This window comes from Kitasatospora azatica KCTC 9699, from assembly GCF_000744785.1.
Lineage (GTDB): Bacteria > Actinomycetota > Actinomycetes > Streptomycetales > Streptomycetaceae > Kitasatospora > Kitasatospora azatica.
Genome location: NZ_JQMO01000003.1, coordinates 2,464,054 through 2,478,186 on the forward strand (window position 1 = coordinate 2,464,054; position 14,133 = coordinate 2,478,186).

The 14,133-nt window shown below is 71.1% G+C and carries 14 protein-coding genes; 7 read left to right on the forward strand and 7 right to left on the reverse strand.

Annotation, left to right across the window (positions count from 1 at the left end; all coding sequences use genetic code 11):
- Window positions 1–9: 9 nt before the first annotated feature.
- A complete protein-coding gene (locus BR98_RS21585; RefSeq protein ID WP_035847016.1) occupies window positions 10–1,185 on the forward strand; it encodes a Glu/Leu/Phe/Val dehydrogenase dimerization domain-containing protein in 1,176 nt (391 codons plus the stop codon).
- A 346-nt stretch (window positions 1,186–1,531) separates the two neighbouring features.
- Complete coding sequence (locus BR98_RS21590; RefSeq protein WP_035847017.1) at window positions 1,532–1,789, forward strand: DUF3073 domain-containing protein; 258 nt, start codon at window positions 1,532–1,534, stop codon at window positions 1,787–1,789.
- Window positions 1,790–1,927: 138 nt separating this feature from the next.
- Here the strand turns inward: BR98_RS21590 and purM are convergent, their stop codons facing one another.
- From purM to BR98_RS21605, 3 genes are all read right to left on the reverse strand, one after another.
- Entirely contained in the window at window positions 1,928–3,001 is a 1,074-nt protein-coding gene (purM, locus tag BR98_RS21595; protein WP_035847020.1) for a phosphoribosylformylglycinamidine cyclo-ligase, read from the reverse strand.
- A 68-nt stretch (window positions 3,002–3,069) separates the two neighbouring features.
- Complete coding sequence (gene purF / locus BR98_RS21600) at window positions 3,070–4,650, reverse strand: amidophosphoribosyltransferase (RefSeq protein ID WP_035847022.1); 1,581 nt, start codon at window positions 4,648–4,650, stop codon at window positions 3,070–3,072.
- A gap of 176 nt (window positions 4,651–4,826) precedes the next feature.
- Entirely contained in the window at window positions 4,827–5,660 is an 834-nt protein-coding gene (locus tag BR98_RS21605) for a diacylglycerol kinase catalytic domain-containing protein (protein WP_063774820.1), read from the reverse strand.
- A 126-nt stretch (window positions 5,661–5,786) separates the two neighbouring features.
- Between BR98_RS21605 and BR98_RS21610 the strand changes: the two genes are divergently transcribed.
- Window positions 5,787–7,070, forward strand: a complete 1,284-nt coding sequence (locus tag BR98_RS21610) for an adenylosuccinate synthase (protein WP_035847025.1) — start codon at window positions 5,787–5,789, stop codon at window positions 7,068–7,070.
- Window positions 7,071–7,211: 141 nt separating this feature from the next.
- Window positions 7,212–7,808, forward strand: a complete 597-nt coding sequence (locus BR98_RS21615; RefSeq protein ID WP_035847026.1) for a GNAT family N-acetyltransferase — start codon at window positions 7,212–7,214, stop codon at window positions 7,806–7,808.
- On the opposite strand, the gene BR98_RS21620 is transcribed toward BR98_RS21615, so the two are convergent.
- On the reverse strand, window positions 7,795–8,751 hold the full coding sequence (locus BR98_RS21620) for an NADP-dependent oxidoreductase (RefSeq protein WP_232247482.1): 957 nt from the start codon (window positions 8,749–8,751) through the stop codon (window positions 7,795–7,797). The two genes, BR98_RS21615 and BR98_RS21620, sit on opposite strands and share 14 nt — an antisense overlap.
- A gap of 95 nt (window positions 8,752–8,846) precedes the next feature.
- Here BR98_RS21620 and BR98_RS21625 point away from each other — a divergent pair, with 95 nt between their 5' ends.
- Window positions 8,847–9,311: a winged helix-turn-helix transcriptional regulator gene (locus BR98_RS21625; RefSeq protein WP_063774821.1), complete on the forward strand. Its 465-nt coding sequence runs from the start codon at window positions 8,847–8,849 to the stop codon at window positions 9,309–9,311.
- Here BR98_RS21625 and BR98_RS21630 read toward each other — a convergent pair.
- Window positions 9,224–9,706, reverse strand: coding sequence for an LURP-one-related/scramblase family protein (locus tag BR98_RS21630; RefSeq protein WP_035847031.1), 483 nt, complete (start codon window positions 9,704–9,706; stop codon window positions 9,224–9,226). The two genes, BR98_RS21625 and BR98_RS21630, sit on opposite strands and share 88 nt — an antisense overlap.
- Window positions 9,707–9,781: 75 nt before the next feature.
- Between BR98_RS21630 and BR98_RS21635 the strand changes: the two genes are divergently transcribed.
- Window positions 9,782–11,602 (forward strand): NHL domain-containing thioredoxin family protein, encoded by a 1,821-nt coding sequence (locus tag BR98_RS21635; RefSeq protein ID WP_035847034.1) that lies wholly within the window; start codon window positions 9,782–9,784, stop codon window positions 11,600–11,602.
- A 65-nt stretch (window positions 11,603–11,667) separates the two neighbouring features.
- On the opposite strand, the gene BR98_RS21640 is transcribed toward BR98_RS21635, so the two are convergent.
- On the reverse strand, window positions 11,668–12,975 hold the full coding sequence (locus BR98_RS21640; protein WP_035847035.1) for a M18 family aminopeptidase: 1,308 nt from the start codon (window positions 12,973–12,975) through the stop codon (window positions 11,668–11,670).
- Between the two features lie 121 nt (window positions 12,976–13,096).
- Window positions 13,097–13,558, reverse strand: coding sequence for a helix-turn-helix domain-containing protein (locus BR98_RS21645; RefSeq protein WP_083976817.1), 462 nt, complete (start codon window positions 13,556–13,558; stop codon window positions 13,097–13,099).
- 221 nt (window positions 13,559–13,779) lie between these two features.
- Here BR98_RS21645 and BR98_RS21650 point away from each other — a divergent pair, with 221 nt between their 5' ends.
- Window positions 13,780–14,133 carry a beta/gamma crystallin domain-containing protein gene (locus tag BR98_RS21650; RefSeq protein WP_035847038.1) on the forward strand — a complete coding sequence of 118 codons (354 nt, stop codon included), beginning with the start codon at window positions 13,780–13,782 and terminating at the stop codon, window positions 14,131–14,133.

A 14,133-nucleotide genomic window follows, 5' to 3' on the forward strand; every position in this document is an offset into this window, starting at 1 on the left:
GTCACCACAGTGACCGACGTACGCACTGCATCCGTGACGCACCCCGCACAAGGCGTGCTGAGCAGGATCTTTGGTACCGACAACGACGCCTCGCCGGGCGACGGGCACGAGCAGGTCGTGCTCTGCCACGACCGGACCTCCGGCCTCAAGGCGATCATCGCCATCCACTCCACCGCGCTGGGCCCCGCCCTCGGCGGCACCCGGTTCCACCAGTACGCCTCCGAGGAGGAGGCGCTGGAGGACGCGCTGCGGCTGTCCCGCGGCATGAGCTACAAGAACGCGCTGGCCGGGCTGGACCTCGGCGGCGGCAAGGCCGTGATCATCGGCGACCCGAAGGCCAAGGCCGAGGGCGGCGACAAGTCCGAGGCCCTGCTGCGCGCCTACGGCCGCTTCGTGCAGTCGCTGGCCGGCCGCTACATCACCGCCTGCGACGTGGGCACCTACGTCCAGGACATGGACGTGGTGGCCCGCGAGTGCGACTTCGTCACCGGCCGCTCGCCCGAGCAGGGCGGCGCCGGCGACTCCTCGATCCTCACCGCCTTCGGCGTCTTCCAGGGCATGCGCGCCTCCGCGCAGGCCCGCTGGGGCCAGCCGACGCTGCGCGGCAAGCGGGTCGGCGTCGCGGGCGTCGGCAAGGTCGGCCACTACCTGGTCGGCCACCTGGTGGCCGACGGCGCCACGGTCGTCATCACCGACGTCTCCGAGGCCGCCGTCAACCGGGTCCGGGCCGCCCACCCGGACGTCGAGGTGGTCGCCGACTCCCAGGCCCTGCTGGCCGCCAAGCTGGACGTGTACGCCCCGTGCGCCCTCGGTGGCGCGCTGGACGACGACACGGTGGCCCAGCTGACCACCGCCGGCACCGCGGTGGTCTGCGGCGCGGCCAACAACCAGCTGGCCCACCCGGGCGTGGAGAAGGACCTGGCCGACCGCGGCATCCTCTACGCGCCCGACTACCTGGTGAACTCCGGCGGTGTGATCCAGGTCGCCGACGAGATCGACGGCTTCAACTTCGAGCGGGCCAAGAACAAGGCCACGAAGATCTTCGACACCACGCTGGAGATCTTCACCCGGGCCACCGCCGACGGCGTGCCGCCCGCGGTGGCCGCCGACCGGCTCGCCGAGCGCCGGATGCGCGAGATCAGCGCGCTCCGTTCGGTGCTGCTGCCGGGCGCCCGCAAGGGCTGATCGGACCGGACGCATCCGGATCACAATGTGGAACCGGATTGTCGGTTGTCCCCCGATCGGGCGCTGTACGCGCCACGGTCGGGGGATAATCGGTCGCAGAACGACGGTCCCGGCCTCCCACCGGGCACCCTGTGAACTGCCCGGAATGCCCTGTCCGACCAGGAGAGACCTGGTCCCGGGGGGCGACTGTGCGCGCCACGTCACACCGGCGACGTACCGTCCGGGGGCGGAAACAGGTACCGTTGATGCTCCAAGGGACGGCTCTCCCGCTTCGGGCAAGCCGCTCCTGATCATGAACACGTGTCAGACTCGGGGCCGTGAGCCCCATCGTTGAGGGGGTCGACCCATGGGGCGCGGCCGGGCCAAGGCCAAGCAGACGAAGGTCGCCCGCGAGCTGAAGTACAACAGCGGCGGGTTCGACGCCAACCGTCTGTCCAGCGAGCTGGGCGTTTCACCCGTTCCTTCCATCAACCCTGAGCCGGTTGAGGAAGAGGACGAGGACGACGACCCCTACGCCGCTTACGCGGACTACTACAACGACGACGACGAGGACGAGGACCAGGAGGCCGACGCCGGCCACCACCAGTCCCGCCGCCGCGTTTGAACCGCAGCCCCTGACCGGCCTGCGCGTCCCCCGAGGACGCCGGGCCGGTTTTCGGCGTGCTCCGGAAAATTTTTTGCTCCTCCCCGCCCGGGTGCGCGGGCGGGGAGGAGCAACAGGTCGGAACCGGGCGGGACGGCCCTAGCCGGCGTACTCGCCGTAGAGCGCCGCACCGTCCGCGTGCTCGGCACCGCGGTCCACGATGTCGCCGAGCAGCCAGGCCTCGACGCCGCGGTCCTCCAGGATCGCCAGCACCACGTCCACCGACTGCGGCGGGACCACGGCGACCATGCCGATGCCCATGTTGAGGGTCTTCTCGATCTCCAGCGTCTGCATCCTGCCGACCTGGGCGACGGTCTGGAAGACCGGCATCGGGGTCCAGGTGCCGCGGTCCAGGCGGGCGTGCAGGTGGTCCGGGACGACCCGGGCCAGGTTGGCCGCCAGGCCGCCTCCGGTGACGTGCGAGAAGGCGTGGATCTCGGTGGCCCGGGTGAGCGCCAGGCAGTCCAGCGAGTAGATCCGGGTCGGCTCGAGCAGCTCCTCGCCGAGGGTGCGGCCGAACTCGGCCACCTCGCGGTCCAGCTTCCAGCCGGCCTGGTTCAGCAGCACGTGGCGCACCAGCGAGTAGCCGTTGGAGTGCAGGCCGGAGGCGGCCATCGCGATCACCACGTCGCCGACCCGGACCCGGTCGGCCCCGAGCAGCGCGTCGGCCTCGACCACACCGGTGCCGGCGCCCGCCACGTCGTACTCGTCCGGGCCCAGCAGGCCCGGGTGCTCGGCGGTCTCGCCGCCGACCAGCGCGCAGCCGGCCAGCACGCAGCCCTCGGCGATGCCCTTGACGATCTGCGCGACCCGCTCGGGGTGGACCTTGCCGACGCAGATGTAGTCGGTCATGAAGAGCGGCTCGGCGCCGCAGACCACCAGGTCGTCGACGACCATGCCGACCAGGTCGTGGCCGATGGTGTCGTGCTTGTCCATGGCCGCGGCCAGCGCGACCTTGGTGCCGACCCCGTCGGTGGCGGAGGCCAGCAGCGGGCGCTCGTAGCGCTTCAGGGCGGAGATGTCGAAGAGCCCGGCGAAGCCGCCGAGGCCGCCGACCACCTCGGGGCGGTTGGCCTTCTTCACCCACTGCTTCATGAGTTCCACCGCGCGGTCGCCCGCCTCGATGTCGACTCCGGCGGCGGCGTAGGTGGCGCCGATCTCGTTGCTGGTCACTGCGTGCGGCCCTTTCGGGTCTGTGGGGGTGAACGACAGTGGGGCCCCGACTGGGGCCCCACCAGGAACTACGGTCGGCGCAGCGCGTCGGCGGCTCCGTGACCGCCGAGCAGGGACTGCACCCCGTCGAGGTCGGAGCTGGTCGGCTTGCCCCGGGTGGCGGGCGGCTGCTGGCTGCCGGCGATCTCGGCCTCCAGCAGGAGTTTGCCGAGCAGCGCCGGGTCCGGCAGCTCCATCGGGTACTCGCCGTCGAAGCAGGCCCGGCAGAGCCTCTCCTTCGGCTGCTTGGTGGCCTCGATCATGCCGTCGATCGAGATGTAGGCGAGCGAGTCGGCGCCCAGGGTGCGGCCGATCTCCTCCACCGTCATGCCGTTGGCGATCAGCTCCGCGCGGGTGGCGAAGTCGATGCCGAAGAAGCAGGGCCACTTCACCGGCGGCGAGGAGATCCGGATGTGCACCTCGGCGGCGCCCGCCTCGCGCAGCATCCGGACCAGGGCGCGCTGGGTGTTGCCGCGGACGATCGAGTCGTCCACCACGACCAGCCGCTTGCCGGCGATGACCTCGCGCAGCGGGTTGAGCTTGAGCCGGATGCCGAGCTGGCGGATCGTCTGGCTGGGCTGGATGAAGGTGCGGCCCACGTAGGCGTTCTTCACCAGGCCGGAGCCGAACGGGATGCCGCTGGCCTCGGCGTAGCCGATCGCGGCGGGGGTGCCCGACTCGGGAGTGGCTATCACCATGTCGGCCTCGACCGGGGCCTCGGCGGCCAGCCGGCGGCCCATCTCGACCCGCGACAGGTGCACGTTGCGCCCGGCGATCGTGGTGTCGGGGCGGGCCAGGTAGACGTACTCGAAGACGCAGCCCTTGGGCTTGGCCTCGGCGAACCGCGAGCTGCGGATGCCGTTCTCGTCGATCGCGATCAGCTCGCCCGGCTCCACCTCGCGGATGAAGGAGGCACCGCAGATGTCGAGGGCCGAGGTCTCGGAGGCGACCACCCAGCCACGCTCCAGCCGACCGAGCACCAGCGGGCGGATGCCCTGCGGGTCGCGGGTCGCGTAGAGGGTGTGCTCGTCCATGAAGACCAGCGAGAAGGCGCCCTTGACCTGCGGCAGGATCTGCCGCGCGGTCTCCTCGATGGAGAGGTCGGGGTGGCCCGCGAGCAGCGCGGTCAGCAGGTCGGTGTCGTTGGTCGCGGCGGTGCGGCCGGAGCGCGAGATGTGCTCCTCACCGGGCAGCTTGGCGACCATCTCCGCGAGTTCGGCGGTGTTGACCAGGTTTCCGTTGTGGCCGAGGGCCAGCGAACCGTGAGCGGTCGCCCGGAAGGTCGGCTGGGCGTTCTCCCAGACCGAGGACCCGGTGGTCGAGTAGCGGGCATGTCCGACGGCGATATGCCCGTGCAAGGATCCCAGCGAGGCCTCGTCGAAGACCTGGGAGACGAGTCCCATGTCCTTGAAGACGAGAATCTGGGAGCCATTGCTGACTGCGATGCCCGCGGATTCCTGTCCGCGGTGCTGCAGGGCATAGAGGCCGAAGTACGTGAGCTTGGCGACCTCCTCGCCGGGAGCCCAGACACCGAAGACGCCGCAAGCGTCCTGGGGGCCTTTCTCGCCGGGAAGAAGATCGTGGTTGAGTCTTCCGTCACCACGTGGCACGCCTTCGAGTCTAGGGCAGTTGGCACAGGCTTCCCGAACGGGGGAGTGGGTGCGAGCTGGCGGATTCGCTGGCGACGCGCGTAGAACAGGCCCCTTACCACACCGCTCGGGCAGGCAGGGCGGGGATCCCGGGAGTCGCTGGTGAGCTGCCTCACGTCGCGCCCCGGGTTCGTTTCTCAGGTCGCCGGGAGCAGCAGTCGCCAGGCGGCCGGGTGCGCGGTCCAGGTGCGGGCCGGCACCGGGCCGGCCGGGCAGCCGTCCGCTTCGTAGCCGAAGGCCCGGCCCGCCACCGTGACGCTGGAGGCCCGCGCCCGCAGCAGCGCGCCGCCGGGGCCGCAGGGGCGCACCACCACCTCGGCCGCCGCCGAGCCGGCCGGCAGTCGCAGGGCGACCAGTCGCAGCGGACGGTCCGCACCGCCCAGCGGACGTCCGTCGGCCTCGACCCGCAGTCGCTCGCCCTGCGGGTCCACCTGCTCGGCCGTAATCAATTTCGCCCAGAGCGAACGCCAGCCGCCCGAATGGCCGTGCCGCCGTCCGGGGATCCGGACCTCGCCGAGCACCACCCCGTCGCCGTCGTCCAGCAGCAGCCCGAGCCGCCGGGGCGTTCCGGCGAGCACCGTGCGGGCCGCCGCCACCGGCTCCACCGGCACCCCGAGCGAGCGAGCCAACGCCACCTCGCGCCCCTGCCCGACCGGCACCAGACCGACCGCCACCGCGCCCAACTCGCTCTGCTGGTGCAGCGCCTGCACCACTCGCTGCAGCGCCAGGTCGGATCCGACCACCACCGGACGGCGCTTCCCCCGATGCGAAAGCACCCGGTCCAGCTCGGCCGCGCTCTCGGGCACCACCACCTTGACGTCCGCGCCCCCCGTCAGGACGTCCCGGGCGATCCGCACCGCCTCCCCGTCCGCCTCCCGCGCGGCCGGGTCCAGCAGCACCAGCAGCGGGGTGTGACCCGGCGGCTGCGGCGCGTCGGCGGGCGGGGGTACGGACGTGGACTGGAACGACACGACCGGTCCTTCCTCAGGTAATCTCTCGGTGCAAGAGCCCCTTGCGCTATTGCGCCAGGGGCTTCGTCTATCTCGGGGCAGACTGCGGCCTACGCAGGATGCCCCAACCGGAAGGGGTGTACGCCTGTGCCGGCACTCGTGCTCGTTGGCGCCCAGTGGGGAGACGAGGGCAAGGGGAAGGCCACGGACCTCCTCGGTGGCTCCGTCGACTACGTCGTCCGCTACCAGGGCGGCAACAACGCCGGCCACACGGTGGTCATCGGCGACCAGAAGTACGCGCTGCACCTGCTGCCTTCCGGCATCCTGAGCCCGAACGTCGTGCCGGTGATCGGCAACGGCGTGGTGATCGACCCGGGTGTGCTGCTCTCCGAGCTTGCGGGTCTGAACGAGCGCGGCATCGACACCTCCAAGCTGCTGATCTCGGGCAACGCCCACCTGATCACGCCGTACCACCGCACCCTGGACAAGGTGGTCGAGCGCTTCCTCGGCAAGCGCAAGATCGGCACCACCGGGCGCGGCATCGGCCCGGCCTACGCCGACAAGATCAACCGGATCGGCATCCGGGTGCAGGACCTCTTCGACGAGTCGATCCTGCGCCAGAAGGTCGAAGCCGCGCTGCACGACAAGAACCAGATCCTGGTCAAGCTCTACAACCGGCGCGCGATGCCGTCCGAGCTGGTGGTCGAGGAGTACCTGGGCTACGCCGAGAAGATCCGCCCCTACCTGGCCGACACCACCCTGGTGCTCGACCAGGCGCTGAAGGCGAACAAGGTGGTGCTGCTCGAGGGCGGCCAGGGCACCCTGCTGGACGTGGACCACGGCACGTACCCCTTCGTGACCTCGTCCAACCCGACCTCCGGTGGCGCCTGCACCGGCGCCGGCATCGGTCCCACCAAGATCGACCGGGTGATCGGCATCCTGAAGGCGTACACCACCCGGGTCGGCTCGGGCCCGTTCCCGACCGAGCTGCTGGACGCCGACGGCGAGGCGCTGCGCCGGATCGGCGGCGAGCGCGGGGTCACCACCGGCCGTGACCGCCGCTGTGGCTGGTACGACGCGGTGATCGCGCGGTACGCGACCCGGGTCAACGGCCTGACCGACTTCTTCCTCACCAAGCTGGACGTGCTGACCGGCTGGGAGCAGATCCCCGTCTGCGTGGCGTACGAGATCGACGGCAAGCGGGTCGAGGAGCTCCCGTACAACCAGTCGGACTTCCACCACGCCAAGCCGATCTACGAGAACCTGCCCGGCTGGAGCGAGGACATCAGCAAGGCGCAGACCTTCGCCGACCTGCCGAAGAACGCCCAGGCCTACGTGAAGGCGCTGGAGGAGATGTCGGGCGCGCCGATCTCCGCCATCGGCGTCGGCCCGGGCCGGACCGAGACGATCCAGATCAACTCGTTCATCTAGTTCATCCGGTCCATCTGCTTCATCCAGCGTGTGGGAGAGCCCCCGGCGGCCAGCCGCCGGGGGCTCTCCCACATCTGCCCATCATTGCACTAGTTCAATATCCTATTGCACCTAGTGCGTAATGCGGCTACCGTTTCGATCATGACCGCGAAGACTCCCGCACCCGTCACCCTGACCGGCCGGCACATCCGCCTGGAGCCGCTCGCCCGCACCCACACCGCCGAGCTGTTCCAGGCGGCGGGCAAGGACGAGGAGGTGTTCCGCTGGCTGGCGTGGGCCGCGCCGCAGACCGAGCCGGAGATGGCCACGATCATCGAGGGCTACCTGGCCCTCGCCGGCTGCGAACCCTTCGCGGTGATCGAGGCCGGCTCCGGGCGCGCGGTGGGCATCAGCTGCTTCTACGACGCCAACCCCGGCGACGAGTGGGTGGAGATCGGCGGCACCTGGTACGCCCGCTCGGTCTGGCGGACCGCGGTGAACACCGAGGCCAAGCTGCTGCTGCTGACCCACGCCTTCGAGGAGCTCGGCATGGGCCGGGTGATGTGGAAGACCGACATCAGGAACGAGCGCTCGCAGAACGCCATCAAGCGGCTCGGCGCGCAGTACGAGGGCACCTTCCGCCGGGCCCGCCGCCGCCCGGACGGCAGCTGGCGGGACAGCGTCTACTTCTCGATGCTGATCGACGAGTGGCCGGCCGCCAAGGCCCGGCTGACCGAGCGCCTGCTCAGCGGAGCGTGAGGACCACCTTGCCCTGAGTGCGGTTGCCGCCGACCAGCCGGAACGCCTCCGCCACCTGCTCGAACGGCAGCTCGGCGGCCACCTCCACCCGCAGCCGGCCCGCCTCGATCAGCTCCAGCAGGCCGAGCAGACCGATCTGGTCCGGCTCCACCAGCACATCGGTGATCCGGCGCCCGGTCGCCGCCGCCTGCTCGGCCGCCTTCGGGTCCACCCCGCCCGGCACCGCGACCAGCAGCCCGCCCTCGCGCAGCACCGCCAGCGAGCGCAGCTGGTGCTCGGGGTCGCCGATGTTGTCGACCACCACGTCGACCTCGCCGACCTGCTGCTCGAAGGGCGCCACGGTGTAGTCCACCACCTGGTCCACGCCGAGGCCGCGCAGGAACTCGTGCTTGCCGGCACTCGCCGTCCCGATCACGAACGCGCCCCGGGCCTTGGCGATCTGCACCGCGAGGTGCCCCACCCCACCAGCCGCCGCGTGCACCAGCACCCGCTGGCCGGCCGTCACCCCGGCCGTGTCCACGATGATCTGCCAGGCCGTCAGGCCGGCCAGCGGCAGTCCGGCCGCCTCGGCGTGGCTGAGCCCGGCGGGCTTGCGGACGAAGTGGCGCGAGGGCGCGGTGACGTACTCGGCGAAGCCGCCGGCCAGTCGCGGGAAGCTCGGCATCCCGAGCACCTCGTCACCAGGCTTCAGGATGGTGACACCGAAGCCGACCGCCTCGACCGTGCCGGAGACGTCCCACCCCAGCGTGTAGGGCGGCTCGCCGTAGAACCAGGCCAGCCCCTCGCCCTTGCTGGTCTTCACATCGACCGGGTTGATCCCCGCCGCGCGCACCCGCACCAGCACCTCGGTCGGGCCCGGCTCCGGGCGGGCGACCGTGGCGATCCGCAGCACCTCGGGGCTGCCGAAGGTGTCCTGGGTGACCGTCTTCATCTCGTTCGTCATGCGTCCCAGCCTGGCCCCCGGCCGGGCGACCCGACAGACGGCACCTCCAGGTAACCGCCGGAATAGCCGGCGCGGCCGCCTCGGTTGCCCCAGGCATGACGGACGACCGCTGCCCCTGCCGCCCGCTGCTGGACCGACTCGGCGACCGCTGGTCGGTGCTGCTCCTGGTCATGCTGCAGGACGGCTCCTCCTGCTACGGCGGCCTGCAACGCCGGATCGGCGACATCAGCCGCAAGGTGCTCACCCAGACCCTGCGCAGCCTGGAGCGCGACGGCCTGGTCATCCGCACCGTGATCGACGGCCCGGTGGTCCGGGTCCGCTACGAACTGAGCGAGCTCGGCCACAGCCTGGCCGAGCCGCTGAGCGTGATCCGCGGCTGGATCGACCAGCACCAGCCCTCGGTGGAGGCCAACCAGCGCGCCTACGACGCCCGGAGCACCGAGACCCCGGGCGTCACCGAACTGCGCCGCCGTCAGTCCTCCTCGGCCAGGTGGTCCACGCAGACCGCGACCGCCAGGAGGAGGCCGGCGTCCGCGCCGTCGGCGATCTTGACCCCGTAGCTGTCGCGCATCCGGAACCACTTGCGGGAGATCTCGGCGATCTTGTCGCCGTGCGACTCGATCTTGTAGTCCTTCTCGATCAGGTTGCCGTGGATCTCCAGCTCACCGCCGTCCCGCAGCTCCACGTGGTACTTGTCGCGGAACGGGGTGAAGAGCTTCTTGCGCACGGTGGCGATCACCTCGCCCCGGTGGTCCTCGATCTTCATCGCGTCCCGGATCGACAGCGCCTTGTGCTTGATCACCGCGACCACTCGGCCGCTGTAGTCCTTCAGCTCGAACGTCTCCCGGATCCGCAGCACCTTGGCGTCGACCAGGAACGCCTTCTCGCCGTCCTCGTCCTCGATCCAGAAGTCCTCACCGATCGAGAACAGCTTCTCCCTGACCTGGTACTTCATCGCACCCTCCCGAACGTTCGCGGCGCCACAGCGGCTGCGGAACACTCTGCCACCCCCATGCTGTTTGATGACGGTATGGCTTCTCGTGCACGCGTCCGCGCCCCCGAACTGATCGGTGAGGGCGGCTGGCTGAACACCGGCGGCAAGGATCTGACCCTGGCGGACCTCAGGGGCAAGATCGTGATCGCCGACTTCTGGACCTTCTGCTGTATCAACTGTCTGCACGTCCTGGACGAGCTGCGCGAACTGGAGGAGAAGCACCGCGACACGGTGGTGATCGTCGGGGTGCACTCGCCGAAGTTCGTGCACGAGGCGGACCATCAGGCGGTGGTGGACGCGGTGGCGCGCTACGAGGTGGCGCATCCGGTGCTGGACGATCCGCAGCTGGTGACCTGGAAGCAGTACGCGGTGCGGGCCTGGCCGACTCTGGTGGTGATCGACCCCGAGGGGTACGTGGTCGCCCAGCACGCCGGTGAGGGGCACGCGCACGCGATCGAGCGGCTGGTGGAGGAGCTGGAGGCGGAGCATGCCGCCAAGGGCACGCTGCGCCGGGGCGACGGTCCGTATGTGGCTCCGGAGCCGGTGGCGGGGGCGCTGAAGTTCCCCGGCAAGGCGGTCCGGCTGCCCGGGGGCGGGTTCCTGGTCGCCGACTCGGGCCACCACTCGCTGGTGGAGCTGGCCGAGGACGGCGAGACGGTGGTGCGCCGGATCGGCGACGGCGAGCGCGGGTTGCTGGACGGCGCCGCACCGCGGTTCAGCGAGCCGCAGGGGCTGGCGCTGGTGCCGGCGGGGCTCGAGCTGGGCTACGACGTGGTGGTCGCCGACACGGTGAACCACGCGCTGCGCGGCGTCCGGCTCGCCGACGGTGTGGTGACCACGCTGGCCGGTACCGGCAAGCAGTGGTGGCAGGGCTCGCCGACCAGCGGGGCGGCCCGCGAGGTGGACCTCTCCTCGCCCTGGGACGTGGCCTTCTTCGACGGCCGGGTGTGGATCGCGATGGCCGGGGTGCACCAGCTCTGGGCCTTCGACCCGGCGGCGGGGACGGTCGAGGTCGCGGCCGGCACCACCAACGAGGGCCTGGTGGACGGGCCGGTGGCCGAGGCCTGGTTCGCCCAGCCGTCCGGGCTCGCGGTCTCGGCGGACGGCGAGAAGCTCTGGGTCGCGGACAGCGAGACCTCGGCCGTCCGCTGGGTTTCACGTGAAACCGGCGAGGTGCACACCGCGGTGGGCACCGGCCTCTTCGACTTCGGGCACCGCGACGGTGCCGCTGAGCAAGCGCTTCTTCAGCACCCGCTCGGCGTCACCGTGCTGCCCGACGGCTCGGTCGCGATCGCCGACACCTACAACCACGCGCTGCGCCGCTACGACCCCGCCACCGGCGAGGTCAGCACGCTGGCCACCGACCTGCGCGAACCCTCCGGCGCGGTGCTGGTGGACGAGGACATCGTGGTGGTGGAGTCGGCCCGGCACCGGCTGACCCGGCTACGGCTGCCCGAGGAGGCGGTGCGGGTCGAGTCCGTCGCGCACCGCACCCAGCGCGCCGCGACCGAGGTGGCACCGGGCGCGCTGCGCCTGGACGTGGTCTTCACCGCGCCCAGCGGTCAGAAGCTGGACGAGCGCTACGGCCCGTCCACCCGGCTGCTGGTCAGCTCCACGCCGCCCGAGCTGCTGGTCTCCGGCGCGGGCGCGGACACCGCGCTCTCCCGCGAGCTGGTGCTCTCCGCCGAGCTGACCGAGGGCGTGCTGCACGTCTCGGCGATGGCGGCCTCCTGCGACGACGACCCGGCGATCGAGTACCCGGCCTGCCACGTGCACCAGCAGGACTGGGGCGTGCCGGTGAAGCTGGTGGCCGGCGGGGCCGAGCGGCTGCCGCTGGTGCTCGCCGGCATGGAGTAGCGCCGCCGGGTACTGCTACTGAGAGGTCGTCAGGGCCGACGTCCGACATCGGCCCTGACGGCCTCTCATCCTTCCAGGAAGGACTTGATCGCCGAGGCCAGCAGGTACGGGTCCTGCGCGCCGCACAGCTCGCGGGCCGAGTGCATGGAGAGCGCGGCGATGCCGCAGTCCACCGTGGTGATGCCGAGCCGGGCCGCGGTGATCGGGCCGATGGTGGTGCCGCAGGGCATCGCGTTGTTGGAGACGAAGGTCTGCCACGGCACACCGGCGCGCTCGCAGGCCGCGGCGAAGACGGCCCGGCCGACGCCGTCGGTGGCGTACCGGTTGTTGACGTTGACCTTGAGGATCGGGCCGCCGTTGGGCACCGGCTGGTGGCCGGGCTCGTGCCGCTCCGAGTAGTTCGGGTGCACCGCGTGGCCCATGTCGGAGGAGAGGCAGATGGTGCCGGCCAGCGCACGGGCCCGGTCCTCGTCCGTCCCGCCGCGGCTGAACACGCTGCGCTCCAGCACCCGGCCGAGCAGCGGCCCCTGCGCACCGGTGTCCGACTCGCTGCCGGTCTCCTCGTGGTCGAAGGCGGCCAGCACCGGGATGTACGGCAGCTGGTCGGCGCCCTCGGCGGTGACGGCGGCGGCCAGCGCGGCGGTGGCGGCGTGCACCGAGAGCAGGTTGTCCAGCCGGGGCGCGGCCAGCAGCTCGCGGTCCCGACCGAGGTAGGACGGCGGCTGGACGTCATGGGTCATCAGATCCCAACCCATCACCTCACCCGCGTCCACCTGGGCGCGCTCGGCGACGTAGGAGATCAGGCCGCCCTCGTCCACCGGGCCCAGACCCCAGACGGGGGTCAGGTGCCGTTGCTTGTCCAGCTTCAGCCCGTCGTTGACCTGTCGGTCCAGGTGGATCGCCAACTGCGGCACCCGCAGCAGCGGCTCGTCCAGCTGCACCAGCCTCGTCGACCCGTCGCGCAGCACCAGCCGGCCGGAGAGCCCCAGATCCCGGTCCAGCCAGGTGTTGAGCGGCACCCCGCCGTAGATCTCCACCGCCACCTGCCGCCACCCCGCCGTGCCGGTGTCCGGCACCGGCTTGACCCGCAGGTTCGGCGAGTCGGTGTGCGTCCCGACCACCCGGAACGGGGTCGCCGCCAGCGCCGACTCGGGCACGTACCAGGCGATCAGCGCCCCGCCCCTGATCACGTAGCGTCCACCGGTCTGGCCGTCCCACGCGTCGGTCTCGACGACCTGCCGAAAGCCCGCCTTCTCCAGCCGCTCGGCCGCACCGGCCACCGCGTGGTACGGGGAAGGGGCGGCGGCCAGATAGGCGATCAGGTCGTCGGTGTGGGTCCGGTCGAAGAAGACCGGTCGATCGGCGGTCGACATGCTGCTCCTGGGTCGAGGGATTGCGGAGAGCCGGTGGGGTGGGGCTTCCCACCCGAGCATATGCCCGTACACCGACAGGACGGTCAAGTCTTGGTATCCGCTTCCGCCTCTGTCCGCCCGCTCAGACCGCGACTTCGAGACCCTCCAAGTACTCCGCCAGTACCGGCAGTGACACCTCGGGATGGGTGGCGAGCACCGCCCCCGCGAGCCGCACCGCCGGCACCGAGCCGGCACAGGCGCGGAGCAGCGTCCCGCGCACGTCCGCGTCCCAACTCCCCGGGTCCACACCACCGAGATCCCCCAGCAGGTTCAGCACCTGCCGGTCCGAGAGCGCTTCGCGCCCCAGCCCCTCCCAGGCCCGCCGCGCGGCCGCCTGCAGCTCGTCCCCCTCGTGCTCGGCCAGTTCCAGCGCCTGTGCGAGCAGCTCCACCGAGGTGGTGCGCGGCCGGCAGCTGCCCCGCTCCAGGCTCCCGATCGACCGGGCGCTCAGCCCCGCCCGCTCCGCCAGCCGCTCCTGGCTCAGTGCCGCCCGTGTGCGCAGCCTTCGCAGTAACTCTCCAAACCCGCCTGCCCCTTGACGCACTGAAACCCCCCAGGGTGACGACAGTGAGCACGCTCCACTCTAGCTGTGTACAAACTCCGCATCCATAGGGTCGGGCAGATCGCCAGGGCCGGCCCGCCGCCGCCCGCCGCCGAAACTTCCGGCTGAACTTCCTGGTCCAACGCCCCGTCCCAGGTGAGGATCTGACCGCTCGACGATCGGCATCACCCACTGCGTGCTACGACCGAAGGAGCCACCGCACCATGACACTTCGCAAGCGCCTGGCCGCCCTCGCACTGGCGGGATCCGCCGCCCTCACGGCGGGCCTGGTCACCGCGTCGCCGGCATCCGCGATCGACCGGGTGGACGACGCCACCTGCGGCGGCCACTACGACTTCTACACGGTCTACAACGAGGGCAAGCTCTGCTTCGCCAACGACGGGTCGACCGGCGTCGCGATCTACGACGTCTGGGAGCTCGACTCGGGCAACAACACGTCCAGGACCGGCGTGACCCAGAACGGCAGCTCCTTCATCGTCAATCTGGGCAGTTGGCAGGGCCGGCAGTTCACCAACGGCTTCCTGACCGTGAACTGGATCGACATCACCGGACGCTGA